The following is a 23,238-nucleotide window of genomic DNA, read 5'->3' on the forward strand; positions in this document are numbered from 1 at the left end:
GGATCGGGCTGCGGGCGGCTAAGAGTCGCCCATGACCGCCCCCATCCTCACGCTCGGCCCCGTGGCCCGCTCGCTCAACGGCGTCATCGGCCGCGACAACGACCTGCCCTGGCGACTGAAGTCCGACCTTCAGATGTTCAAGGCCGCCACCCTGGGCAAGCCGGTGATCATGGGCCGCAAGACCTGGGACAGCCTGCCCCGCAAGCCCCTGCCCGGCCGCCTGAACATCGTGCTGACCCGCGACCACAAGTTCGAGGCCGAGGGCGCCGTGGTCTGCGACACCTGGTCGGAAGCCGTGCAGATCGCCAAGGAGCAGGCCGCCGACGACGGCGTCGAGGAGGTCTGCGTGATCGGCGGCGCGGCCCTGTTCGAGTTGGCCCTGCCCCGCGCCAAGCGCATCTACGTCACCGAGGTCCAGGCCGAGGTGGAAGGCGACGTCCACTTCCCGGCCTTCGACGAGAACGCCTGGACCGAGGTGCGCCGCGAGGAGCGCCCGGCCGGCGAAGGCGACGACTTCCCGTTCGTCTTCCGCGTGCTGGAACGCAAATGAGCGGCCCGCTGATCGCGGCGGTCCTGCTGGCCCAGGCGGCGACGCCCGCCCCGCCCTTGGCCGCGGACGCCCGCCAGGCCGCGCGCGACAAGGCCGCCGAGATCGCCGTGGTCCAGGTGCAGCACGTGGGCGTGCCGCGCGGCGTGCGCGGCCGCTGCCTGGTGGTGGCCAAGGTCTATCGCGCCGAGCCGGGCGTGAAGCTGGCCGTCGGCCGCACCCTGCGCCTTTACGTGCCCTGCGCCGCGCCCGGCGCCAGCGGATCCGACGTCGAGCACGGCGTCGACCAGATGGCCCTCGAGCGCTCCAGCTACGGCCGGGCCTTCTTCGACGCGCGGCTGAAGCTGATCGCCTACGACCTGTTCGACCTGAACTGAGAGCGCCCATGACCTCCTGGACCGACCGGCGGCTGATCGACCTTCTGGGCGTGGCGGCGCCGGTGCTCCAGGCGCCGATGGCGGGCGCCAGCACGCCGGCCATGGCCATCGGCGCGGCCCGTGGCGGCGGCCTGGGGTCCCTGCCCTGCGCACAATACACGCCCGACCAGGCCCGCGAGGCGATCGCGGAGTTCCGCGCCGCCATCGACGCGCCTCTGAACCTCAACTTCTTCGCCCACACGCCGCCCGATCCGGATCCGGCGCGGATGATGGCCTGGCGAGCCCGCCTTGCGCCCTACTATGTCGAGGCGGGTCTGGATCCTGCCCCGCCGCCGCCCGCCGGCGGCCGCGCGCCCTTCGACGAAGCCTTCTGCGCCCTGGTCGAGGAGCTTCGCCCCGAGGTCGTCAGCTTCCATTTCGGCCTGCCCGAGGCGGGGCTGCTCGACCGGGTGAAGGCGGCCGGAGCCAAGGTGCTGTCCTCGGCCACCACGGTCGCCGAAGCCGTCTGGCTGGAGGTCAACGGCGCCGACGCCGTCATCGCCATGGGCGCCGAGGCCGGCGGCCATCGCGCCGTCTTCCTGCCGGGGTTTGGCGATGCGATCGACAATCGCCTGGACAGCGCCGCCCAGCCCGGTCTCTTTTCCCTGCTGCCGCAGGTGGTCTCGGCCGTCTCGGTTCCGGTGATCGCGGCTGGCGGCATCGCCGAGGCGCGCGGCGTGGCGGCCGCCCGGGCCCTGGGCGCGGCCGGCGTGCAGGTTGGCACGGCCTATCTGTTCACGCCCGAGGCCAGGATCCCGCCGGCCCACCGCGCCGCCCTGGACGAGGCCCGCGACGACAACACCATGATCACCGACCTCTTCACCGGCCGCCCGGCCCGGGGCGTCGCCAACCGGCTGATGCTTGAGCTTGGACCGATCGGCGGCGGGATTACGCCGCCCTTCCCCCTGGCCGGCGGCGCCCTGACGCCGCTGCGCCAGGACGGGACCAACCCCGACTTCACCAACCTCTGGGCCGGCCAGTCGGCGCGCCTGGCCCCGCGCGGCCTCAACTCGGAAGACCTGACACGCCTGCTCGCTGACACCTGAGTGGGTTGCGGCCCGGTTCAAACGAACGTTTACTCGACTTCCAGACACCCGCAGAGGTGCAGCAAGGGAGCGAGACGACATGGATCTGACCCTCGTCGCCGAAGGCCTGCAATTCCCCGAAGGCCCGATCGCCATGGCCGACGGCTCGGTGCTGCTGGTCGAGATCCAGCGCCAGACCCTGACCCGGATCGCGCCGGACGGAACCCGCACCACCGTCGCCGACCTGCCCGGCGGCCCCAACGGCGCGGCGATCGGCCCGGACGGCGCGGTCTATGTCACCAACAACGGCGGCAGCTTCGAGTTCTTCGACATGGGCGGGCTGAACATTCCCGGCCCCACGCCCGCCAGCCACCAGGGCGGCTCGATCCAGCGGGTGGATCTGGCGACCGGCGCGGTGACCACGCTCTACGAGGCCTGCGACGGCAAGCGGCTGGTCGGCCCCAACGATCTCGTTTTCGACAAGCAGGGCGGCTTCTGGTTCACCGACCACGGCTGCTCGACGCCGGAGGGCCGCAAGTACGGCGCGCTCTACTACGCCCGGACCGACGGCAGCCACATCGTGCGCGCCCGCGACCACCTGATCTCGCCCAACGGCGTGGGCCTGTCGCCAGCCGAGGACGTGGTCTATGTGGCCGACACCATGCTAGGCCGCCTGTGGGCCTTCGACGTCGTCGCCCCCGGCGAACTGGCCCCGCCCGCCCCGCTCCAGCCCGGCCGCGTGGTCTGCAACCTGCCGGGCTACCAGCTGCTCGACAGCCTGGCGGTCGAGGCCGACGGACGGGTGTGCGTGGCGACGATCATCAACGGCGGGATCACCGCGTTTGCGCCCGACGGGACGACAGAGCACGTGGCGGTCCCGGACGTGATCGTGACCAACCTCTGCTTCGGCGGGGCGGATCTGCGGGACGTGTGGATCACCGGGTCAGGGACCGGGAAGCTGTGGCGCGGACGGTGGGAGCGGCCGGGGCTGAGGCTGAACTATAACCAGTGATCCTTCTCCCCTTGCGGGAGAAGGTGTCGGCGAAGCCGACGGATGAGGGGTCTCTCAAACGCAAAACGCCGCGACAGCCGATCAGCTGTCGCGGCGTTTCTGTACGTGCAACCCCTCACCCGACCTCCCTCCGGGAGGCCACCCTCTCCCGCAAGGGGAGAGGGATCGCGTTCGGTCAATAAAGCACCCCCAGCGCCTCGCGGGAGAAGCTCTGCAGCTCGTCGTTGCGCCCGTCGCGGATCTTCACCACCCACTCGGGATCCTGCAGCAAGGCCCGGCCGACGCCCACGAGGTCGAACTCGCCGCGGTCCAGGCGCTCGAGCAGGCCGTCGATCGAGGCCGGCTGGCTGCCCTCGCCGCCGAAGGCCGCGATGAACTCGCCCGACAGGCCCACCGAACCGACGGTGATGGTCGGGGCGCCGGTCAGCTTCTTGGTCCAGCCGGCGAAGTTCAGGTCGCTGCCCTCGAATTCCGGCTCCCAGAACCTGCGTTGCGAGCAGTGGAAGATGTCGGCGCCGGCGTCGGCCAGCGGCTGCAGCCAGGCCTCCAGAAGTTGCGGGGTCTCGGCGTTCTTCACCGCGTAGTCCTGCTGCTTCCACTGCGACAGGCGGATGATCACCGGATAGTCGGGACCGACGGCGGCGCGGACGGCTTTGAGGATCTCGGCGGCGAAGGCGCTGCGTTCGGCGATGCTCGGGCCGCCGAAGCCATCGTCACGCAGGTTGGTGCCGTTCCAGAAGAACTGATCGATCAGGTAGCCGTGGGCGCCGTGCAGCTCGATGGCGTCGAAGCCCAGGCGCTTGGCGTCGGCGGCGGCCGTGGCGAAGGCGGCGATGGTGTCGGCGATCTCGGCGTCGGTCATCGGCTCGGTGAATTGCGAACCGCCGGCCTTGGACACGCCCGAGGGGCTGTCGATCTTGCCCAGCACGTCCTTGCCCTTGGCCGAACCCACGTGCCACAGCTGCGGCGCGATCAGGCCGCCGGCCGCGTGGACGTCGTCGACCACCTTCTTCCAGGCCGCCAGTTCCTTCTCGCCATGGAAGCGCGGGATGTTGGCGTCGTTCAGCGAGGCGGCGCGGGCCACGCCCGTGCCCTCGGTGACGATCAGGCCCACCTGGGCGGCCGCGCGGCGGGCGTAATAGGCGGCCACGTCGTCGGTGGCCACGCCGCCGGGCGAGAACGACCGCGTCATCGGCGCCATCACCACCCGGTTGGGCAGTTTCAGCGACTTGAACTCGAAGGGCTTGAAGAGGGCGTCGAGGGCCATGCGGGCGCTCCGGCAGGAGTATGAACCGACGCGATCCAAACATTTGTTCGGACCGATCGCCATGCAGAAATACTGCAACGGTCGTTGTATCTGGTGAAGCCCGTACGGAAAGAAAACCCCTACCCGCCAATTAGCCCGTCATCCCGGGCGAAGGGCCGCGCAGCGGACCGTAGACCCGGGACCCAGGGGCCGCCGCAATGCGATAGCCGCCGCCGGTTGCTTGACCCTGCCGCCGAGCCCGGTCCCCTGGGTCCCGGCTCTCCGCTGCGCTACGGCCGGGATGACGACGGTGGGCGCTACCCCAGGATTTCGTCCAGCGCCCCCAGAAGACGGTCGATCTGGCCGTCGGTTCCCACGGTGATCCGCAGGTGGTCGCCGATGCGCGGGGCGTCGAAGCGGCGAACGATCACGCCGCGCTTGCGCAGTTCCGCCGCCAGCTCGGCGCCAGGCCGCGCGGCGTGGCGGGCGAAGACGAAGTTGGCCGACGAGGCCGGGGCGGTAAAGCCGCGCGCCTCCAGCCCCTCGACCAGGCGACGGCGGCCGGCGATCACCTTGGCGCAGCTTTCCTGGAAGAAGGCCTCGTCCTCGATCGAGGCCACGGCGCCGGCCTGGGCGGGACGACCCAGCGGATAGGAGTTGAAGCTGTCCTTCACCCGGGTCAGCCCCTCGATCAGGGCCACATCGCCGATGGCGTAGCCGACCCGCAGGCCGGCCAGGGCCCGCGACTTCGACATGGTCTGCACGACCAGCAGGTTCGGGTGATCGGCGACCAGCGGGATGGCGCTCTCGCCACCGAAATCGACATAGGCCTCGTCGATCACCACTGGCTTGTCCGGGTGCTCGGCCAGCAGCTGGGCGATCTGCGCGCGGGTCAGGGCCACGCCGGTCGGGGCGTTGGGGTTGGCGATGATGATCGCGCCGGCCGGACGGCGGTAGTCCTCGATCCGCACGCCGAGGTCCTCGGCCAGCGGCACGGTCTCGTAGGCCACGTCGAACAGCCGGCAATAGGTGGGATAGAAGCTGTAGGTGATGTCGGGGAACAACAGCGGCGCGTCGTGGCCCAGCAGGGCGCGGAAAGCGTGAGCCAGCACCTCGTCCGAGCCGTTGCCGGCGAACACCTGCTCTACGGCCACGCCGTGATAGGCCGCCAGGGTCTCGCGCAGCGCGCTCGAGGTCGGATCGGGATAGAGCCGCAGAGCCTCGCCCGCCGCCGTCGCGATCGCCTCGACGGCCTTGGGCGAAGGCCCATAGGGGCTCTCGTTGGTGTTCAGCTTGACCAGGTCGGCGATCTTCGGCTGCTCGCCCGGCACATAGGGCGACAGCGTGTGGACCAGCGGGCTCCAGAAACGGCTCAAGGTCTTGCTCCCAGCGACTTGCGGTCGCCGGGATGCGCGAAGCCTGGGCCGTCCGTCAAGCGCGGGCTTGCGCCCTACTCCACCGCGTCGAGATATTCGATCTCCGGACGGCCGGCCATGAACGGCCCCATGGCCGCGCCAGCGGCCTTGAAATAGTCGGTGCCGCCGTGATGCTTGAGGGCGTCTTCCGAGGCGTAGAGCTCCAGCACCTTGTAGACGCCGGCCTCGGTCTTGGATTTGGTCAACTGATAGACGATCGCGCCGGGCTCATTGGCCTTCACCCTGGCGGCCAGGCCCAGGAACACCGCTTCGAACTCGGACGTCTTGTCCGGCTGGACCTTCAGGGTCGCCACCACGCCGATCATGCTCACCTCCCAACGTTTGTTTGAAAGGCAGGTTGGACGAGCGGGGGCGCGTAAGGCAAGCGTTTTGGAGTTCCCCTCCTCCCGTCATTCCCGCCCTTGTGGCGGGAAACCCTGTTTCGGCTGATACGTGAGATGCAAGCGGCGTGCTGAGCACGCTGCCACTACCGCCCTTGCGGCTGGCAGAGGGGTTCCCGCCACAAGGGCGGGAATGACGGACGATGAGGAACTGAAGGAGTAGGGCCCTACCGCCGCTCGTTCCAGCCGTAGGCGACCCACGAGTGGCCGCCGACGTTGCGGGCCTCGATCAGGTTGGGATCGGCGTTGGCCTTGGCGTGGGCTTGGCGGCGGCCGCGCAGGGCGAAGGCGGCCAGGCCCAGAAGCGCGGTGGCCATGAAGCCGACGACCACCAGGGTCGCGGCGAACACGACGGCGACGATGGCGGCCACCGAGACGGCGATCGCCGTGGCCACGCCGCCGATCAATCCGACCAGGCCTCGCCAGGCCGAAGACTGCGTCGCGCCGATGTTCGCGCCCAAGGTCATGGTCATCGTCGTCCTCGATCGGCGCCGGAGCGCCCAGAATCTCCGTCCTCGCCCCTTAGGTTGGCTTCGGAGGTCTGAACGTCAACTGAACACCCATTGGGTTCAATCACAAAGACTTTTCCGCTCAACCCGCGGCGGCCAGTCCAAGTTCCCTGCGCTCGCGCATGACGGTGGTGAAGGCGGCGTTGATCGCGGCCGCCTTGGCCTCGGCCACCTCGATGAACTCGGCCGGCAGGCCGCGGGCCCGGGCCCGGTCGGGGTGGGCGTCCGACAGCGCCAGCTTCCAGGCGCTGCGCACCGTGGCGTCGTCGGCGTCGGCCGGCACGTCCAGGATCACATAGGGGTCGTCCGCTCCCGCCCCCAGGTGGGTGGCGCTGAGACGGCGGAAGGCCAGCGGCGACAGGCCGAACAGCTCGGCCACCCGCTCCAGGTAGTCCAGCTCGTCCTGGGTCACAGCCCCATCGGCCTTGGCGATGTGGAACAGGCCGTCGAGCACGTCTTCCAGCAGCTGCGGGCACGAGCGATAGCGCTTGGCCAGCCGCTTGGCGTAGCTCTCGAAGCCGTGGGTGGTCTGGCGGGCCAGGTCGTACAGGCGATGAATGTTCTGCTCGGAGGCCGGATCCGGGTGGAAGACCTGAGAGAAGGCGGCGAACTCGTGGCCGTCGGCGCTGCCGTCGGCCTTGGCCAGCTTGGCGCCCAGCGCCGTGACCGCGGTCGAGAAGGCCGGGTCCTGCCCCGGCGGTCCCGGCGGGCACTCGGCGCACTCCGCCAGGTCCAGACGGCGGGCCGCGATGCTTGCGATGTTGCGCCAGAAGGTCATGCGGAGGGGTCTTAAAAGCCGGCCGGTCCTGGGAGATACGGATCCGAACGTCTCCAGGATGACGCTCCGGAAGCGCCTCATAGCACACGCCTCGCGGCGGACCCACCCGGCGATTGCTGCGCCGCACATGTAAACTTGTTCAGAATCGCCGCGAACTTCGGAGCCATCCGGCGCTTGGGTCGTTATGGCTGAGCTTGAAGCGCCGCTTCGTCCTGCTGGCGCCATGCTGCGGTCCCATTGCGGCCCGAAATGATCTAGTCAGTCCGCTGACGCTACCGAAAGGATTCCCGGCCGTATGGCGACCGCTCTTCTCTTCGCCCTCGCCCTGATGGCGCAGGACGCGCCCGTGACCACCGCCGCTCCGCCGCCGCGCACCCAGCCCGCGGCCACGCCGCCGTCGGACGAGTACGGCTACATCGCCTGGTGCTACGGCGCGCTCGGCGGCTACATCGACCTCTACGATCGGGTCATGCCCGAGGTGACCCGGATCGAGAAGGCCTTCCCCGGCCCCGACGGCGCCGCCGCGGCGTTGAAGGAATATCCGGCCATGCGCACCCAGGCGCGCTCGGACCTCAAGCTCTACGCCGGCGCCATCACCGCCGCCGAGAAGGCCAGCCCGCGTCCGATCTCGGAATACGGCGCGGCGGCCATGAAGAAGGGCCGTTCGATCTGGGGCGGCTCGGAAACCGTCGACAAGGCTCGCCTGGCCCAGGTGTGGATGAGCTGGTCGCCGCCCGGCGACTGCGAGACCCGCGCCAAGGCCCTGGAGAAGAAGTCGAACCTGTTCGGCCAGGCCCTGAACTACAACATCAAGAGCGCCGTGCCGGCTCAGCCGGAGCCGGAAGCCGCGACGCCCGAACCGGCCCCGCCGCCGCCCGTCGAGGAGCCCGCCGCGCCGGTCGCCGCGCCGCCGGAAGCCCCGGCCGCCAAGGTCGAGGTCTCGGCCCCTGCGCCGGCGCCCAAACCCGCGGTTCAGAAGCCGGCCGCGACCAAGCCGGTCGCCGCCAAGCCCGTGGCCGCTCCGGCCGTCAAGAAGCCCCTGGCCCCCATCGGCGCGACCCCGGCCAAGCTGCCGGCCAGCCGCGAGATCATCATCGACCCCGCCAACCCGCAGGCCTGCGCCGGCAGCCTCCTGCCCGCCAAGCGCGGCGGCAAGGACGTGCTGATCTGCAAGCCGGACTGAGGCCTCTCCCTTCCCCCTGGAGGGGGGAAGGGCCGGGGATGGGGGTGGAAGCGTTCCGGTTCGCTTTGACTCGCCTTGCACCCGCCGACGGCGCACCCCCTCCCCTGCCCCTCCCCCCTCCAGGGGGAGGGATTTCAGTCAAGGCGCCGTCGGCAGCGCCCCGCTCCGCGCCAGCGCCGCGTACCAGGCGTACGACGCCTTGGGCGTTCTTACCCCGGTCGCCCGGTCGTGGGTCACCAGGCCGAACTTCGAGCGATAGCCCAACGCCCATTCCCAGTTGTCGATCAGGCACCAGGCGAAGAAGCCCTTCACCGGCGAGCCCGCCTCCATGGCCGCCTTCACCGCCTGCAGGTGGCGGCGCAGGAAGGCGATGCGGAAGGTGTCGGCCTGGATGCCCGGTCCGTCGCCGAACGGATCGGAGCAGCCGTTCTCGGTGACGAACACTGGCGGGTTGCCATATTCGGTGCGCAGCCGCGCCAACACCTCGGCTAGGCCCGACGGATCGACATGGCGGCCGAAGGCGTCCAGCTCCACGCCCTTGGGCGGCGCGGCGGGCGCGATCTTGCCGGGCGACATCGGCGCCAGGCGCATATAGGCCGGCGCGTAGTAGTTCACCCCCATGAAATCGACCTTCTGGCGGATGGTCGAAAGATCCTCCGAGCGCACCCGGTCGCCCAGGAACTCGTTCATGGCGTCGGGATATTCCCCCTTCAGCAGGGGATCGAGCCACGCGCGGTTCCACAGCGCGTCGAGCCCGTCCGACGCCAGCCGGTTCCAGAACGCCAGGCCGCCGCCAGCCGGCCGGCAGGGCTGTAGCGCCAGTGTGGTGCCGATCGACAGATCGTTCTTAGCCGCGCGCAGGGCCTGGATGGCCAGCCCCTGGCCGAGGTTCATGTGGTGGGTCACCGGCCCCAGCAGGGCGACGTCCTTGAGGCCCGGCGCGTGCTCGCCGGTGACGTGGCCGAACACCGCGTGCACGGCCGGTTCGTTGAGCACGATGATGCGTTTCAGCCGATCGCCCAGCCGCTCGCCCACCAGGGCGGCGTAGTCGGCGAAGGCCTGGGCCGTGTCGCGCGCCGCCCAGCCGCCGCGATCCTGCAGGGCCTGGGGCAGGTCCCAGTGAAACAGCGTGGCGTAGGGCGTGACGCCCTTCTCCAGCAGGCCGTCGATCAGGCGGCTGTAGTGATCCACCCCGGCCTGGGCGATCGCCCCCGCGCCGGTCGGCAGCAGCCGCGACCACGAGATCGAGAACCGGTAGCCGCCCAGCCCCGCCCCGGCCACCAGGTTCACGTCGTCGGCCCAGCGCCGATAGCTGTCGGTGGCGACCTTGGCGTTGGAGCCGTCGACGATCTTGCCCGGCAGGTCCTGGAACACGTCCCAGACGCTGGGACCGCGCCCGTCGGCTTGCGGAGATCCTTCGGTCTGGAAGGCCGCCGTGGCCGTGCCCCAGACGAAGTCCTTGGGAAAGTCGCGCGACTTCGGCTGCACCTCGCCGGACTTCGGACCGGCGCATCCCGCCAGCCCTCCGGCCAGACCCGCCGTCGCTCCACCAATCGCCAGCGCACCCAGCGCCCGGCGGCTCACGCCCCCGTCGTCCATGCTCCACCCCCAGCTTTGGATCGGAGGCTCACAACCTCCGTTGGGGGGAAGAATGCAGCTATAACCGGATACTTGGCCAGCCCGCGATTTTGTCACTTCAAACGCCACACAGTTTGTCCGGGCGGACATAGGTCGGGAAAGAACGGCGTTCACCCCTGGGTCCCAGAACATCGCATTTTGGGAAGAACCCATGGCCCTCGAAGGCGCCCGAAAACTCTCAGCCCTGACCGCGGCCGTCGTCGCCATGGCCCTGACCGCGGGCCTGGCCGCCTGCGGAGGCGGCGGCGGCGGCTCCAGTTCCAGCAGCTCCAGCAGCAGTTCCTCGTCGAGCAGCTCGTCCAGCAGCAGCAGCTCGAGCAGCTCCAGTTCCAGCAGCACGGCCTCGACGTCCTGCTCGGAGAGCACGCAGGGCGCGCAGCTGGTCTGCCTGGCCAATGTGTTCCGCGCCACGCTCAGCAGCAGCCAGCTCAGCTCGGTCAGCTACAGCCTGACCTCGTCCAACGCGACCCAGCACTGGTCGAACCTGCCGGTCGGCTCGGTCAGCCGCCTGGGCCTGGCGCTCAGCGCGCTCAGCACCGACCAGAAGACCGCCGCCGAGGCCCTGATCGCCGCGGCCCTGACCACCCAGGGCCAGTCGACCATGACCGGCCTGCGCGCCGCCGACGGCTACCTCGCCACCGCCGCCAGCGGCTACGGCCAGAACCTCTATTACATCGCCTTCCTCGGCACGCCCTCGACCTCCAGCCCGTGGATCCTGGAGTTCTCCGGCCACCACTACACCTTCCTGGCCAGCGTCACCGGCGACTATGTCAGCATGACCCCCAACTTCGTCGGGGTGGAGCCGCTGTCGTTCACCTATGGCGGCACGGCCTATACGCCGATGCAGACCCGGCACGACACCCTGGCGGCGATGCTCAGCGGCCTGTCGTCGACCCAGCTGGCCTCGGCCAAGCTGTCCCAGGCCTATGACGACGTGCTGGTCGGCCCGCAGGAGGACGGCGACTTCCCCTCCACCCAGTCGGGTCTGGCGGTCTCGAGCCTGAGCTCGACCCAGCAGGCCCTCGTGAAGGCCGCGATCAACGCCTACGCCGCCGACGCCAACGGCACGGGCCAGTCCGACGCCTACACCACCGACACGGCCCTGGCCTCGACCTACATCGCCTGGGCCTCGTACTCGGACCTGTCGACCAAGGGCTCCTACGTCCGCATCGACGGCCCGCGCGTCTGGATCGAACTCAGCGTCCAGAGCGGCGTCGTGTTCAGCGCCAACCACTACCACAGCATCTGGCGCGACAAGACGGCGGACTATGGCGGCAACTTCACGTTCTGAGGCGGGTCAGAAGATGGTTCGCGCCGCCGCCCCTCTCACTCCCGTCATTCCCGCCCTTGTGGCGGGAACCCCTCTGTCAGCCGCAAGGGCGGATGGGGCGGACCGCCGGCGGTCCGCTGGCGCTTCACCTGCGAGCGGAACCAGGGCTTCCCGCCACAAGGGCGGGAATGACGGGAAGAAGGTGGGCGTTTGGCTGGCGATCCTCATCGCCGGCCTCGCCCTCATCACAACCGGCCTGGCCATCGCCCACCCGATGGCCAAGTCGTTCGTCCAGATCCGCGTGCTCGACCACGCCTGGCGGCTGCATCTGCGGCTGCCGGCCGACCGGCTGGAGGTGGCCTTCCTCCAGGCTGGGCTGGTTCCCAAGCCGCTCGGCGACGGTCGACCCACCCTGACGGCGGCGGGCGTGGCGGCCTATGTCCAGGACCGCATCCACCCGCGCGCGCCGAACGGAACGGCCTGGGGCGTGCAGGTCCTCAGCGTCAACGAGGTCCCCTTCCCCACCGACGAATGGACGGTGGAGGTCGATCTCGTCCCGCCAACAGGGCCGAGGCCTGACTCGTTGGTACTGGACTACGAGGTCATCGTCCGCGAGATCGCCACCCACTCGGCGGTGCCGACCCTGGAGCAGGACTGGGAGCGCAACGTCCTGCCGCACAAGCCGCGCCTGCTGGGCACCCTGCGGGCCGAGCATCGCGAGATCCGCATCGACCGCGCCCAGGGCTCGCCCTGGCCGGCCTGGACCAGCATGGTCGTGATGGGCGCGCGCCACATCCTGGAGGGCGCCGACCACCTGCTGTTCCTGGTCACCCTGATCCTGACCGCGCCGCTGGTCGCCGAGAACGGCCGCTGGCGGCCGGTCGGCGACGCCCGCAAGGCGCTGTGGGCCACCTTCGCCCGGGTCAGCGCCTTTACGGTCGGCCACTCGATCTCGCTGCTGGGTGCGGCCCTGGGCTGGCTGCCGCCGGGCGGCAAGGTCGTCGAGGCCCTGATCGCCCTGTCGGTCGGGATCTCGGCCCTGCACGCCCTGCGGCCGATCTTCCCCCGGCGCGAGGCCTGGATCGCCGGCGGTTTCGGCCTGGTCCACGGCCTGGCCTTCGCCGAGACGCTGAGCGCGCTGCAGCTCTCCACCGGTCAGCTGGTGGCGGCGACGCTGGGCTTCAATCTGGGGATCGAGCTGGTGCAGCTCCTGATCGTCGCGGCCGTGGCGCCGGTGGTGTTCGTGCTGCGGCGGCGGGCGGCGGGCGTGTGGACCCGCTGGGCTCTGGGGGCCGGCGCGCTCGTGGCGTCGATGGTGTGGCTCTACGCGCGGTTGGCGTAGAGCCTTCTCCCTTCCCCCTTGATGGGGGAAGGGTCAGGGATGGGGGTGAACTACTGAGCTGGAGGCGGTGCGCGGCCTCAACCGCCGTAGCCACCCCCACCCCTGCCCCTCCCCCATCAAGGGGGAGGGAAAGTGGGTTACGCCGCCGCGCCCCGCGCCCGGGCGAGCGGGTCGTAGTTGAGGATCGGCGACAGCCAGCGCTCGGTCGTGGCCAGGTCCCAGCCCTTGCGGCGGGCGTAGTCCTCGACCTGGTCGAAGTCGATCTTGCCGACCCCGAAATAGTGGCTCTGCGGGTGGCTGAAATAGAGGCCCGACACGGCCGCGCCGGGGCTCATGGCGAAGCTCTCGGTCAGGGCCATGCCGGTGGCGGCCTCGGCGTCGAGCAGGCGGAACAGCGTGCCCTTCTCGGTGTGGTCGGGCTGGGCCGGATAGCCGGGGGCCGGGCGGATGCCCTGGTACTTCTCGGCGATCAGGCGATCGGCGTCGAAGCCCTCTTCCGGCGCGTAAGCCCACAGCTCGACGCGGGCCTTGTGGTGCAGCCACTCGGCGAAGGCTTCGGCCAGGCGGTCTGCGAGCGCGGAAGCCATGATCGCCGAATAGTCGTCGCCGGCGTCCTTGAAGCGCTTGACGATCTCGTCCTCGCCGTGGCCGGCGGTGACGGCGAAGCCGCCCACATAGTCGGCCGGACCGCCCACGGGCGCGACGAAGTCCGACAGGGCCAGGTTAGCCTTGCCCTCGCCGGGTCCCTTGTCGATCTGCTGGCGCAGGGTGTGCAGGCGGGCGATCTCGACGTTACGGCTCTCGTCCGAATACAGCACCACGTCGTCCTCGACCGCCTGGGCCGGCCAGAAGCCGATCACGCCCTTGGCCCCGAACCACTTCTCGGCGATGACCTTGTCGAGCATGACGCGGGCGTCGCGATAGAGGTCGGTGGCGGCCTGGCCCACCACGTCGTCCTCAAGGATCTGCGGATAGCGACCGATCAGCTCCCAGCTGGCGAAGAACGGCGACCAGTCGATGAACGGCTCCAGCTCGGCCAGGCTCGGCTCGAACACCCGCGTGCCGGTGAACAGCGGCTTGGGCGGCGCATAGCCCTTCCAGTCGATGGCGTACTTGCGCTTGCGGGCCTCGCCGATGGCCGTGCGGGCCTTGACCGTCTGGCCCCGGGCGTACTGCTCGCGCACCTTGACGTATTCGGCGCGGGTGTCGGCCACGACCCTGCCCTTGTCGGTCGGCGACAGGAGCGAGGAGACCACGCCGACGGCCCGGCTGGCGTCGACGACATAGGTGGTGGGGCCACGGCGATAGGCGGGCTCGATCTTCACCGCGGTGTGGGTGCGGCTGGTGGTGGCGCCGCCGATCAGCAGCGGGATGTCGAAGCCCTGGCGCTCCATCTCGGCGGCCACGAACACCATCTCGTCCAGCGACGGGGTGATCAGGCCCGACAGGCCGATCATGTCGACCTGGTGCTTCTTGGCCTCTTCCAGGATGCGGTCGGCGGGCACCATCACGCCCAGATCGACGACCTCGTAGTTGTTACACTGCAGCACGACGCCGACGATGTTCTTGCCGATGTCGTGGACGTCGCCCTTGACGGTGGCCATCAGCACCTTGCCGGCGGCCTTGCGCTCCTGGCCTTCCTTTTCGGCTTCCATGAACGGCATCAGCCAGGCCACGGCCTGCTTCATGACGCGCGCCGACTTGACCACCTGCGGCAGGAACATCTTGCCCGCGCCGAACAGGTCGCCGACGACGTTCATGCCGTCCATCAGCGGGCCTTCGATGACGTGCAGCGGACGGTCGAAAGACAGGCGCGCCTCTTCGGTGTCGGCCTCGATGAACTCGGTGACGCCGTTGACCAGGGCGTGGGTGATGCGCTCGCCCACCGTGCCTTCGCGCCAGGCCAGATTGACCTGCTGGGTCGCGCCCTTCTCCCCCTTGTAGCCGGGCGCCATGTCGACCAGGCGCTCGGTGTTCGACACGTTGGTCCGCTGCGGGCGGTTGAGGATCACATCCTCGACGGCTTCGCGCAGCACCGGGTCGATGTCGTCATAGACCGGCAGATCGCCGGCGTTGACGATGCCCATGTCCATGCCGGCGTTGATGGCGTGGTACAGGAACACCGAGTGGATGGCCCGGCGCACCGGCTCGTTGCCGCGGAAGCTGAACGACACGTTCGACACCCCGCCCGACACCCGAGCCCAGGGGCAGCGCTTCTTGATCTCGCGCGTGCCCTCGATGAAGTCGACGGCGTAGTTGTCGTGCTCCTCGATCCCCGTCGCCACGGCGAAGATGTTGGGGTCGAAGATGATGTCCTCGGGCGGGAAGCCCACCTTGTCGACCAGAATGCCGTAGGCCTTGGTGCAGATCTCGATCTTGCGGGCGGCGGTGTCAGCCTGGCCGACCTCGTCGAAGGCCATGACCACCACGGCCGCCCCGTAGCGCAGGCACAGCTTGGCCTGCTCGATGAACTTGGCCTCGCCTTCCTTCATCGAGATCGAATTGACGATCGCCTTGCCCTGCACGCACTTCAGGCCGGCCTCGATCACCTCCCACTTGGAGCTGTCGATCATCACCGGCACGCGGGCGATGTCCGGCTCGGCCGCCATCAGGTTCAGGAAGGTGATCATGGCTTGCTCGCTGTCGAGCAGGCCCTCGTCCATGTTGACGTCGATGACCTGGGCGCCGGCTTCCACCTGCTGGCGGGCGACCGACAGGGCCTCGCTGAAGTTGCCCTCGACGATCAGCTTCTTGAACTTGGCCGAGCCGGTGACGTTCGTCCGCTCGCCGATGTTGACGAAGACAGGTCTCATTGGAATGCGCTCAGAATAGCTTGCAGGCCGGCGATGTGGGTCAGCCAGCCGTCGTGACCGTCGCCCTCCTGCCAGAGTTCGTCGAGTTCGGAGGCCGGGCCGACCACGCGGGCCAGGGCGGCCTTGGCCAGACGCGCCGCGCCTTCCGGCGGCGCGCCCAGTTCCGCCTTCAGGCCCTGATGGTCGGCCGGCAGCAGCGCGGCTTCGCTCAAACTGGCGGCGACCACCGCGGCGGCGGCCACGGCCATCTCGGCCTCGGGCGCTTCCAGATAGCCGGCGGCCTTGGTCACGTGGTCGAGGATCAGCACCACCGCGCGCCAGTCGGGCGCCTCGGCCAGGTCGGCGATGAAGTCGGCGGCTTCGTCGTTTTCGAAGGGTCCGTTGTCCCAGGCCATGGTCAGGCCGCCGTCGCGGCTTGCTTGGCGCGCGCCTCGGCCAGGGCCAGCTGGCCCCGAAGGAAGTCCGCGACATCGATCCCCTGCGCCTTCAGCGCCTTGGGATAGAGCGACGAGGCGGTCAGGCCCGGCAGGGTGTTGGTCTCCAGATAGACGAGGCCGTGCTCGGAGACGATGAAGTCCGAACGCGAATAGCCGCGGCAGCCCAGGGCCTTGTGGGCCTTCAGCGCCTGGTCCTGCAGGGCGGCGTTGATCTCCGGCGCGAAGGTGGCCGGGCAGATCTCCTCGGTGTCCTTGGCCAGGTACTTGGACTTGTAGTCGAACTTGCCGGCCGACGGGCGGATCTCCACCGGCGGCAGGGCGATCAGTTCGCCGCTGGCCAGTTCCAGCACGCCGCAGGTCGATTCCAGCCCCTGCACGAAAGGCTCGATGACATAGGCCTGCTCGGTCGCCGCCTTCAGGGCCGCGTCCAGGTCAGCCGACGTGTCGACGAAGATCAGGCCGTAGCTGGAGCCGTCCTCCGACGGCTTGGCGATCAGGCGGCCGTACTTGGTCAGCGCCGCCTGCGCGTCTTCGGGCGCGATGTTCTGGGGAACCGAGACGCCGGCCTGCGCGACCACGTCCTTCGCCCGCGTCTTGCTGAACGCCAGCCAGCTGGCGTGCGAGCCCGAGCCGGTGAAGGCGACGCCCCGCGCCTCGCACAGCTTCTGCAGGCCGCCGTCCTCGGCGAAGCCGCCGTGCAGGCTCAGCAGCAGGGCGCGGTCCTCGCGGGCGGCGACGTCCAGCGCCGTCTCGATGTCGCCGATCGGCGCGCCTTCGGTCGGCAAATCGAGCTCGAACGGACGATCGTGGCCCAGCAGCACGGCCTGGCTGGCCGGATAGACCTGGCCGTCCGGCGCCCAGAACCACAGGTCGGCGTCCGGCAGCTGCCGGGTCAGGCTCTGGGCGCTGGCCACGGCCACGAGACGCTCGCGGCTGGGGCCGCCGAAAAGGATGGTGGTGCGCATCGGTCTCGTACTCGATCAGGCCAGTTCGAAGGGTTCGAGGCCCGACAGGCGCATGGCCTTCGGGCGCTCGGGGATGGCGCGGGGCGCGACGCCGCGCACCTCGTCGGCCACGTGGCGGATGTGGTCGGGGGTGGTGCCGCAGCAGCCGCCCAGAATGTTGACCAGACCGTCCTTGGCCCATTCGTGCAGGGCGTGGCCGGTCTCGTGCGGCTCCTCGTCGTACTCGCCCATGGCGTTGGGCAGGCCGGCGTTGGGATAGGCCGCCACGAGCGTATCGGCGATGCGGGCCATCTCGGCGATGTGCGGACGCATCAGGTCGGCGCCCAGGGCGCAGTTGAAGCCGACCGCGAACGGCTTGCAGTGCTTGATCGAGTTCCAGAACGCCTCGGCCGTCTGGCCCGACAGGGTGCGGCCCGAGCGGTCGGTGATCGTGCCGCTGATCCAGATCGGCAGCTCCTCGTGGCCCTCGTCGCGCCAGTCGAGGATCGCCTTGATGGCGGCCTTGCAGTTCAGGGTGTCGGTGATCGTCTCGATCAGGAAGAGGTCGACCCCGCCCTGGTAGAGGGCGTCCACCTGCTGGCGATAGGCCTGGTAGACCTGGTCGAAGGTCACCTTGCGCGCGCCTGGATCGTTCACGTCCGACGACATCGATAGCATGACGTTCAGCGGCCCGATCGAGCCGGCGATGAACTTCGGACGGTCGGGGTTTTCAGCGTTCCAGCGATCGGCGACCTGGCGGCCGATTTTCGCGCCTTCCAGGTTGATGTCCCAGACGTCCTGTTCGCCCAGCCGATAGTCGGCCTGGGCGATGGTGGTGCCCGAGAAGGTGTTGGTCTCGGAGATGTCGGCGCCGGCCGCGAAATAGGCGTCGTGAAGCTCGGCCACGAGATCCGGCCGGGTCAGGCACAGGATGTCGTTGTTGCCCTTCATCTGGCCGTCGAAGTCGGCGAAGCGTTCGGCGCGGTAGTCGGCCTCGCTCAGCTTCTTCTTCTGGAACATCACGCCCCAGGAGCCGTCGAGGATCAGGATACGTTCCTTGGCGGCGGCCTTCAGGGCGGCCACACGGTTGGCGCGGATGGTCAGGTCGGTCATTTCGCGGCTCCTTGCTGGCGCGCGAGTTCCTTGTTGAACGCCGTCTCGGAGGCGTTGACGAAGCGGCCCAATTCGGCCGGATCGACGAAGGCGTCGGCGTCGCCGCGCAGCTGCTTCTGGCGCTTGGCCAGCAGGCCGCCCTGCTCCTCGTGGCTGGGCAGCATGACGTCGGTCGGCAGCGTCCGCAGGGTCGCGAAGCTGGCCCGATAGTCGGCGACGATGGTCTTGTGGGTCTTGTTGCCGACCAGCACGTTGCCGGCCACCGACAGCGAGCACGGGAAGGTCACGTTCAGCGGCCGGTCCTTCTCGACCACCTGGGTGGTCCAAGTGGTGCAGCCGACGGTGTGGCCGGGCGTCAGGTGAGCGACCAGGGTGGTCCCGCCCATCTTCAGCTTGGTCTCGTCGCCGAACGCCTTGTCGACCTTCACGGCCGGAAATTGGGTAAGGCCGTTGGCGTTGTCGCCAAAGTGCTGGCCCTTCTCCAGGGCCGGCTTGTCGGCGCGCGAGGCCCAGACCTTGGCGCCGGTGTCGGCCTTCAGTTGGGCCAGGCCCCCGGCGTGGTCGAAGTGGGCGTGGGTGTTGATCAGCACCTTCACGTCGGTGAGCTTGAAGCCCAGCGACTGGATGTTGCGCTCGATCAGCTTGCCGCCCTCGGCCGACGGGCCGCCGTCCAGCACCACGTGGCCTTCCGGCGAGGTGATCAGCCAGGCCGACAGCCCCTCGGAGCCGACGTAATAGATGTTGCCCACCACCCGGTAGGGCCGGTTCGGCTTGGTCCAGGAGGCGTTGTCCTGCGCGCCGGCCGGGGAAAGCCCAGCCAGCCCCAGGGCCAGGGCGAGGGTCAGGATCCGCTTCACGCCGCGGCCTCCGCCGCCGGGGCCGGCGCGGTCTCGCGCACGCCCAGCACGCGGCAGATGGCGTAGACCAGGTCGGCCCGGTTCAGGGTGTAGAAGTGGAAGTCGTTGAAGCCCTGCTCCTGCAGCTTGGCGCACATCTCGGCGGCCACCGAGCAGGCGATCAGGCGCCGGGTCTCGGGATCCTCGTCCAGCCCGTCGAACAGGTTGGCCAGCCACGACGGCACCGAGGTCTGGCAGGCCACCGACATCTTCTTCAGGCCGTTGAAGTTGGTCACCGGCATGATCCCCGGCACGATCGGGATCGTGATCCCGGCCGCGCGGGCCTTGTCGACGAAACGCAGGAAGGCGTCGATGTCGAAGAAGAACTGGCTGATGCCCAGGGTCGCGCCGGCGTCGACCTTGGCCTTCAGCACCTCGATGTCGTGGTCGAGCGAGGGGCTCTCGGGGTGCTTCTCGGGATAGACCCCGACCAGCACCTCGAACGGCGCGATCCCGCGCAGGGCCGCCGTCAGCTCGGTGGCGTTCCTGTAGCCGTCCTCGCGCGGAACATAGACGCCGCCGATGCCGCCCTCGCCGGGAGGCGGGTCGCCGCGCAGCGAAACGATGTGGCGCACGCCGATGTCCCAGTAGTCGTGGATCACCTCGTCGACCTCGGCGCGGCTGGCGCCGACGCAGGTCAGGTGGGCGGCCGGCTTCAGGCTGGTCTCGTCGAGGATGCGCTTGACGGTGCGGTGGGTGCGTTCGCGGGTCGAGCCGCCGGCGCCGTAGGTCACCGACACGAAGGCCGGGTCCAGCGGGGCCAGACGGGTGATCGCCTCCCACAGGCTGGCTTCCATCTTCTCGGTCTTGGGAGGAAAGAACTCGAACGAGACGCGCGGACGCACGGCGCCGACGGGGCGCTCGCCGGCGCGGGCGACGGGACCGATGACGCGGCGGGTGGGCGGCAGGGTCATGCGGCGGTCCTTTCGGCGAGCGCGGCCGCCGGGCGGCGCGCGGTCCAGATCTTCACGGTGAGCCCCTCGGCCGTGGTCGGCGGCAGGGCGATATTGGCTTCGGCGACCAGGCCCGCGGCCGTGATCCACGGCAAGATCTCGTCGTCGGCGAAGCCCAGGCGGCGATGCTGGTGGGCCTCGCGCAGGAACTCGTGGTCGTGCGGGGCGAAGTCGGCGATCAGCAGCAGGCCGCCGGGCGCGACCAGGCGCGCGGCCTCGCCCACGGCGGCGGCGGGATCGCCCAGATAGTGCAGCACCTGGTGGACGGTGACGAGGTCGGCGCAGCCGCCCGGCAGGCCGGTGTCGAAGATGTCGCCGTGGCGCAGCTCGCAGGCCGTGAGGCCGGCCTTGGCCACCTCGTCGCGGGCGATGTTGAGCATCTGCTGCGACAAGTCGAGGCCCAGGGCGTTGACCACCCGCTTGCCCAGCAGGGTGAGCATGCGGCCAGCGCCCGCGCCCAGATCGACCATCTCGTCGAACGGCCCTTCGCCGATCGCCCGCAGGATGGCCGCCTCGACCTCCTGCTCGTCGACATAGAGCGAGCGGATCTCGTTCCAGCGCGCGGCGTTGCGGGCGAAATAGGCCTGGGCGCCGGCCGAGCGCTCGGCTCGCACTGCGGCCAGCTGGCCGGCGTCGGCCTGGATGACGGCGTCGTCGCGGTCGATCAGCCCCAGGGCCGAAGCCACCACCGCCCCGCCGCCCGAGGTTCCCGCCAGGCGGTAGAACACCCAGGCGCCGTCAGGAAAGCGCTCGACCAGTCCGGCCTCGGCCAGAAGCTTCAGGTGGCGGGAGACGCGCGGCTGGCTCTGGTCGAGGATCCGGCACAGTTCGAGCACCGAAAGCTCGTCCGCCGCCAGCAGCGCGAGGATGCGCAGACGGGTGCTTTCGCCCGCCGCGCGCAAAACGTCGACAACCTGTTCGCTCGATAGCGCCATAGGGACATAAAGATATCTTTATGTCCGATTTGGCAAGCGGTTTCTACGCTGCGACGGCCGTCCTTATCCCGCCGCGCGGAGATCAAAAAGCCCCGCCGACGCTCCAAACGCACGGCGCAGGGGATAAATCTTCCCCTGCCCGCCCCGCGCCTATTCGGCCGGCTGCCACAGCTCGATCTTCATTCCTTCGGGATCGACCAGCCAGGCGAACTTGCCATAGCCCTCGTCCTGGCGGCCGGTCGGCTCGACGCCCGCCGCGGCGGCCTTGGCCAGCACGCCCTCCAGGTCGTCGACCACGAAATTGACCATGAACGGCGCGGCCGACGGCTCGAAATAGCGGGTGTCCGCGGGGAACGGCGACCAGTTGCCGGTGAACGGCTTCTTCGAAGGCTCGAACACCGCCCCGCCCCACTCCTCGATCTTGAAGCCGAGCACCCGCGCGTACCAGTCGGCCAGCGCCTTGGGATCGCTGGCCTTGAAGAACACGCCGCCCAGACCCAGCACCTTGGCCATGACTTCCCCTCCACTCGCAATGAGCAGAGGGGACTACATCACGCCGCCACCGGGCTCGCCAGGGGCTCGCCGAGGAAGTAGCGGCGCAGGTTCTCCAGGGTCAGGTTGACCATGGCCGGCAGGCTGTCGAGCGTGGCGCCGGCCATATGCGGGGTCAGCACCGTGTGGGGCACGTCGGCCCAGCGGGCCGGCGAGGTCGGCTCGTGCTCGAAGACGTCGAGCGCCGCCATGCCCAGGCGGCCGGTCTTCAGGGCGTCGATCAGGGCGTCCTCGTCGACCAGCGACCCGCGCGAGACGTTGACCAGCAGACCCTGCGGCCCCAAGGCGTCGATCACCCCGGCGTTGACCAGGTGACGGTTGGAGGCGTCGGGCCGGGCGCAGACCACCAGGATGTCGCTGTCGCGGGCCAGGGCCAGCAGGTTGTCGGCGCGCGGCCATTCGGTCTCCTTGGGGCGCGGCCCCCACCAGGCGACCTTGACGTCGAAGGCGGCCAGCCGGCGGGCGACGGCCTCGCCGATATGGCCCAGGCCCACGATCCCGGCCTTGCGGCCGCGCAAGCCGTAGCGCGCGCCCATCCGGTCCATCGAACTCCAGCGGCCGCCGCGCACGCGGCGGTCGCCCTCGGCGATCCCCCGCCAGGCGCCCAGCAGCAGCCCCAGGGCGTGGTCGGCCACGTCGCCGGCGTTGAGGCCGACCGAGTGGGTGACCGCCAGCCCATGGGCCCGGCACCAGGGCACGTCGACGCCGTCATAGCCGGCGCTGACGCAGGCGATCAGGCCCAGGCGCGGCATTTCCGACAGCAGGTCGCGCGGCAGCACCATCTCGCCGGCGTGGACGATGGCCTGCACCTGCTTGCCCGGTCCCTCCAGGAAGGCCAGGCGATCAGGATAGTCCCACAGGCGGTGCACCTCGTAGGCGCCCTCCAGCAGCGGCTGCATCGGCAGCAGCATCTCGTGCGAAAGAACGATGTGGGGCTTTACGACAGGGCGCTTTTCAGCGGTTTGGGGCATTGGCGGCGGCTCCGGTCCCGGCGCGCGGCGGAAGGTCTCCGTCGCCGATCCGCGGGACGATCATCTCCAAGGGACAAGCTACTCTTCTGGCGGCCGCGCGCCAGCACGTAGCGCGCGACGCACGAATATCTGAAGTCGTCCGGCCGCGGCTTGCGCGAACGCCTCTCCCCGGCCGGACTGCCGCAGACAACCCGCCGCGCCGACCACCGGTTCCCGCACCGCAACAGGCAAGGCCAAGCTGTGAACGCCCTGACGTCGAAAGGGTTTTATTCCCTGGCGCCGAGCACGACGCCTTAGGGAGAGCTCCCCATGTTGACGAAACCCCTTCTGGCGGGCGCAGCGCTCGCCATGATCGTCTCCGGCGCGGCCGTCGCCAATCCGAAGATCAAGGCCGGCGCCGCCGTGGCCGCGCCCAAGCAGCCGATCCCCTACAGCCAGCTCGACGCCTATCTGAAGGCCTCGCCCAAGCAGCGCGCGGCCAAGGACTGGTGGGCCGGCGAGGCGGCTGTCGGCATGCAGACCGACACCTCGGCGACCATGCCCCCCGCCTCGATGCCCCCCGCCTCGATGAACGGCTCGATGTCGGGTGACGCGGCGGCCAGCACCCAGGTCAATCCGCCGACCACCGACGCCCCGGCCTCGATGCCGACCACGCCGCCGACCAACAGCACGCCGCCCGACGACATGGCCCCGCAACCCGGCTCGAACCTGCCTGGCGCCGACCCGAACCTGCCGCCGAAAGAGCCGAAGTAGACCAACCGCCAAGGCGCAACTAAAGCGCGACTATTCGCTTTACCATGAGCCCCCTCTGCCCCTATCGTGAAGAGGCAGGGGGGTCTGCA

23 protein-coding genes and 1 pseudogene are annotated in these 23,238 nt (G+C 69.7%); 8 read left to right on the plus strand and 16 right to left on the minus strand.

Annotated elements, in window-relative coordinates; translation table 11 throughout:
* Nucleotides 1–31 precede the first annotated feature (31 nt).
* The 4 genes from AC07NS_RS11805 (at nt 32) to AC07NS_RS11820 (ending at nt 3,000) form a co-directional block, all read left to right on the plus strand.
* Nucleotides 32–550, plus strand: a complete 519-nt coding sequence (locus tag AC07NS_RS11805) for a dihydrofolate reductase (protein WP_494603327.1) — start codon at nt 32–34, stop codon at nt 548–550.
* The gene (locus tag AC07NS_RS11810) at nt 547–924 is read left to right on the plus strand and encodes a hypothetical protein (RefSeq protein ID WP_494603329.1); all 378 of its coding nucleotides are present in this window, start codon (nt 547–549) and stop codon (nt 922–924) included. The genes AC07NS_RS11805 and AC07NS_RS11810 overlap by 4 nt, the downstream gene beginning before the upstream one ends.
* Before the next feature lie 8 nt (nt 925–932).
* Nucleotides 933–2,009 carry an NAD(P)H-dependent flavin oxidoreductase gene (locus AC07NS_RS11815; RefSeq protein ID WP_494603331.1) on the plus strand — a complete coding sequence of 359 codons (1,077 nt, stop codon included), beginning with the start codon at nt 933–935 and terminating at the stop codon, nt 2,007–2,009.
* A 79-nt stretch (nt 2,010–2,088) separates the two neighbouring features.
* On the plus strand, nt 2,089–3,000 hold the full coding sequence (locus AC07NS_RS11820; protein WP_494603333.1) for an SMP-30/gluconolactonase/LRE family protein: 912 nt from the start codon (nt 2,089–2,091) through the stop codon (nt 2,998–3,000).
* Nucleotides 3,001–3,175: 175 nt separating this feature from the next.
* Here the strand turns inward: AC07NS_RS11820 and AC07NS_RS11825 are convergent, their stop codons facing one another.
* From AC07NS_RS11825 to AC07NS_RS11850, 6 genes and pseudogenes are all read right to left on the minus strand, one after another.
* Nucleotides 3,176–4,267: an NADH:flavin oxidoreductase gene (locus tag AC07NS_RS11825; RefSeq protein ID WP_494603335.1), complete on the minus strand. Its 1,092-nt coding sequence runs from the start codon at nt 4,265–4,267 to the stop codon at nt 3,176–3,178.
* A 138-nt stretch (nt 4,268–4,405) separates the two neighbouring features.
* Nucleotides 4,406–4,550: pseudogene (locus tag AC07NS_RS11830) on the minus strand (hypothetical protein); the annotation flags it as partial.
* Between the two features lie 13 nt (nt 4,551–4,563).
* Nucleotides 4,564–5,622 carry a histidinol-phosphate transaminase gene (gene hisC / locus AC07NS_RS11835; RefSeq protein ID WP_494603337.1) on the minus strand — a complete coding sequence of 353 codons (1,059 nt, stop codon included), beginning with the start codon at nt 5,620–5,622 and terminating at the stop codon, nt 4,564–4,566.
* A gap of 74 nt (nt 5,623–5,696) precedes the next feature.
* Nucleotides 5,697–5,987, minus strand: coding sequence for a putative quinol monooxygenase (locus AC07NS_RS11840; protein WP_494603339.1), 291 nt, complete (start codon nt 5,985–5,987; stop codon nt 5,697–5,699).
* Between the two features lie 242 nt (nt 5,988–6,229).
* Nucleotides 6,230–6,529 (minus strand): hypothetical protein, encoded by a 300-nt coding sequence (locus AC07NS_RS11845; RefSeq protein ID WP_494603489.1) that lies wholly within the window; start codon nt 6,527–6,529, stop codon nt 6,230–6,232.
* 124 nt (nt 6,530–6,653) lie between these two features.
* Entirely contained in the window at nt 6,654–7,349 is a 696-nt protein-coding gene (locus AC07NS_RS11850) for a TerB family tellurite resistance protein (protein WP_494603341.1), read from the minus strand.
* A 295-nt stretch (nt 7,350–7,644) separates the two neighbouring features.
* On the opposite strand from AC07NS_RS11850, the gene AC07NS_RS11855 reads away from it, so the two are divergent.
* Nucleotides 7,645–8,532 (plus strand): hypothetical protein, encoded by an 888-nt coding sequence (locus AC07NS_RS11855; protein WP_494603343.1) that lies wholly within the window; start codon nt 7,645–7,647, stop codon nt 8,530–8,532.
* Nucleotides 8,533–8,670: 138 nt separating this feature from the next.
* Here AC07NS_RS11855 and AC07NS_RS11860 read toward each other — a convergent pair whose 3' ends face one another.
* The gene (locus AC07NS_RS11860; protein ID WP_494603345.1) at nt 8,671–10,131 is read right to left on the minus strand and encodes a GH1 family beta-glucosidase; all 1,461 of its coding nucleotides are present in this window, start codon (nt 10,129–10,131) and stop codon (nt 8,671–8,673) included.
* A gap of 190 nt (nt 10,132–10,321) precedes the next feature.
* Here AC07NS_RS11860 and AC07NS_RS11865 point away from each other — a divergent pair, with 190 nt between their 5' ends.
* Complete coding sequence (locus tag AC07NS_RS11865; protein ID WP_494603347.1) at nt 10,322–11,461, plus strand: DUF3500 domain-containing protein; 1,140 nt, start codon at nt 10,322–10,324, stop codon at nt 11,459–11,461.
* Nucleotides 11,462–11,642: 181 nt separating this feature from the next.
* The gene (locus tag AC07NS_RS11870) at nt 11,643–12,782 is read left to right on the plus strand and encodes a HupE/UreJ family protein (RefSeq protein WP_494603348.1); all 1,140 of its coding nucleotides are present in this window, start codon (nt 11,643–11,645) and stop codon (nt 12,780–12,782) included.
* A 137-nt stretch (nt 12,783–12,919) separates the two neighbouring features.
* On the opposite strand, the gene metH is transcribed toward AC07NS_RS11870, so the two are convergent.
* The 9 genes from metH to AC07NS_RS11915 all read right to left on the minus strand — a co-directional run bounded on the left by metH (nt 12,920) and on the right by AC07NS_RS11915 (nt 22,396).
* Nucleotides 12,920–15,595 (minus strand): methionine synthase, encoded by a 2,676-nt coding sequence (gene metH / locus AC07NS_RS11875; protein WP_494603350.1) that lies wholly within the window; start codon nt 15,593–15,595, stop codon nt 12,920–12,922.
* Complete coding sequence (locus AC07NS_RS11880; RefSeq protein ID WP_494603352.1) at nt 15,592–15,990, minus strand: DUF4259 domain-containing protein; 399 nt, start codon at nt 15,988–15,990, stop codon at nt 15,592–15,594. The genes metH and AC07NS_RS11880 overlap by 4 nt, the downstream gene beginning before the upstream one ends.
* A 2-nt stretch (nt 15,991–15,992) precedes the next feature.
* Entirely contained in the window at nt 15,993–16,997 is a 1,005-nt protein-coding gene (locus tag AC07NS_RS11885; RefSeq protein ID WP_494603354.1) for a D-alanine--D-alanine ligase family protein, read from the minus strand.
* Between the two features lie 15 nt (nt 16,998–17,012).
* Entirely contained in the window at nt 17,013–18,089 is a 1,077-nt protein-coding gene (locus AC07NS_RS11890; protein WP_494603356.1) for a homocysteine S-methyltransferase family protein, read from the minus strand.
* Complete coding sequence (blaCAU, locus tag AC07NS_RS11895; RefSeq protein WP_494603358.1) at nt 18,086–18,946, minus strand: CAU/MBL1b family subclass B3 metallo-beta-lactamase; 861 nt, start codon at nt 18,944–18,946, stop codon at nt 18,086–18,088. Before blaCAU ends, AC07NS_RS11890 begins: the two co-directional genes overlap by 4 nt.
* Nucleotides 18,943–19,899: a methylenetetrahydrofolate reductase [NAD(P)H] gene (metF, locus tag AC07NS_RS11900; protein WP_494603360.1), complete on the minus strand. Its 957-nt coding sequence runs from the start codon at nt 19,897–19,899 to the stop codon at nt 18,943–18,945. The genes blaCAU and metF overlap by 4 nt, the downstream gene beginning before the upstream one ends.
* The gene (locus tag AC07NS_RS11905; RefSeq protein ID WP_494603362.1) at nt 19,896–20,873 is read right to left on the minus strand and encodes an ArsR/SmtB family transcription factor; all 978 of its coding nucleotides are present in this window, start codon (nt 20,871–20,873) and stop codon (nt 19,896–19,898) included. Before AC07NS_RS11905 ends, metF begins: the two co-directional genes overlap by 4 nt.
* A gap of 150 nt (nt 20,874–21,023) precedes the next feature.
* Entirely contained in the window at nt 21,024–21,386 is a 363-nt protein-coding gene (locus tag AC07NS_RS11910) for a VOC family protein (RefSeq protein WP_494603364.1), read from the minus strand.
* Nucleotides 21,387–21,424: 38 nt separating this feature from the next.
* On the minus strand, nt 21,425–22,396 hold the full coding sequence (locus AC07NS_RS11915) for a 2-hydroxyacid dehydrogenase (protein ID WP_494603366.1): 972 nt from the start codon (nt 22,394–22,396) through the stop codon (nt 21,425–21,427).
* Between the two features lie 309 nt (nt 22,397–22,705).
* Here AC07NS_RS11915 and AC07NS_RS11920 point away from each other — a divergent pair, with 309 nt between their 5' ends.
* Nucleotides 22,706–23,149 carry a hypothetical protein gene (locus AC07NS_RS11920; RefSeq protein ID WP_494603367.1) on the plus strand — a complete coding sequence of 148 codons (444 nt, stop codon included), beginning with the start codon at nt 22,706–22,708 and terminating at the stop codon, nt 23,147–23,149.
* Nucleotides 23,150–23,238: the final 89 nt, after the last annotated feature.

The organism is Caulobacter sp. GW821-FHT10A10, assembly GCF_059415745.1.

Excerpts from the sequence above, each read along its gene's own strand:
- AC07NS_RS11805 (WP_494603327.1), top strand. The coding sequence starts at position 32 with ATGACCGCCCCCATCCTCACGCTCGGCCCCGTGGCCCGCTCGCTCAAC.
- AC07NS_RS11810 (WP_494603329.1), top strand. The coding sequence starts at position 547 with ATGAGCGGCCCGCTGATCGCGGCGGTCCTGCTGGCCCAGGCGGCGACG.
- AC07NS_RS11815 (WP_494603331.1), top strand. The coding sequence starts at position 933 with ATGACCTCCTGGACCGACCGGCGGCTGATCGACCTTCTGGGCGTGGCG.
- AC07NS_RS11820 (WP_494603333.1), top strand. The coding sequence starts at position 2,089 with ATGGATCTGACCCTCGTCGCCGAAGGCCTGCAATTCCCCGAAGGCCCG.
- AC07NS_RS11825 (WP_494603335.1), bottom strand. The coding sequence starts at position 4,267 with ATGGCCCTCGACGCCCTCTTCAAGCCCTTCGAGTTCAAGTCGCTGAAA.
- AC07NS_RS11840 (WP_494603339.1), bottom strand. The coding sequence starts at position 5,987 with ATGATCGGCGTGGTGGCGACCCTGAAGGTCCAGCCGGACAAGACGTCC.
- AC07NS_RS11845 (WP_494603489.1), bottom strand. The coding sequence starts at position 6,529 with ATGACCTTGGGCGCGAACATCGGCGCGACGCAGTCTTCGGCCTGGCGA.
- AC07NS_RS11850 (WP_494603341.1), bottom strand. The coding sequence starts at position 7,349 with ATGACCTTCTGGCGCAACATCGCAAGCATCGCGGCCCGCCGTCTGGAC.
- AC07NS_RS11855 (WP_494603343.1), top strand. The coding sequence starts at position 7,645 with ATGGCGACCGCTCTTCTCTTCGCCCTCGCCCTGATGGCGCAGGACGCG.
- AC07NS_RS11860 (WP_494603345.1), bottom strand. The coding sequence starts at position 10,131 with ATGGACGACGGGGGCGTGAGCCGCCGGGCGCTGGGTGCGCTGGCGATT.
- AC07NS_RS11865 (WP_494603347.1), top strand. The coding sequence starts at position 10,322 with ATGGCCCTCGAAGGCGCCCGAAAACTCTCAGCCCTGACCGCGGCCGTC.
- metH (WP_494603350.1), bottom strand. The coding sequence starts at position 15,595 with ATGAGACCTGTCTTCGTCAACATCGGCGAGCGGACGAACGTCACCGGC.
- AC07NS_RS11880 (WP_494603352.1), bottom strand. The coding sequence starts at position 15,990 with ATGGCCTGGGACAACGGACCCTTCGAAAACGACGAAGCCGCCGACTTC.
- AC07NS_RS11885 (WP_494603354.1), bottom strand. The coding sequence starts at position 16,997 with ATGCGCACCACCATCCTTTTCGGCGGCCCCAGCCGCGAGCGTCTCGTG.
- AC07NS_RS11890 (WP_494603356.1), bottom strand. The coding sequence starts at position 18,089 with ATGACCGACCTGACCATCCGCGCCAACCGTGTGGCCGCCCTGAAGGCC.
- metF (WP_494603360.1), bottom strand. The coding sequence starts at position 19,899 with ATGACCCTGCCGCCCACCCGCCGCGTCATCGGTCCCGTCGCCCGCGCC.
- AC07NS_RS11905 (WP_494603362.1), bottom strand. The coding sequence starts at position 20,873 with ATGGCGCTATCGAGCGAACAGGTTGTCGACGTTTTGCGCGCGGCGGGC.
- AC07NS_RS11910 (WP_494603364.1), bottom strand. The coding sequence starts at position 21,386 with ATGGCCAAGGTGCTGGGTCTGGGCGGCGTGTTCTTCAAGGCCAGCGAT.
- AC07NS_RS11915 (WP_494603366.1), bottom strand. The coding sequence starts at position 22,396 with ATGCCCCAAACCGCTGAAAAGCGCCCTGTCGTAAAGCCCCACATCGTT.
- AC07NS_RS11920 (WP_494603367.1), top strand. The coding sequence starts at position 22,706 with ATGTTGACGAAACCCCTTCTGGCGGGCGCAGCGCTCGCCATGATCGTC.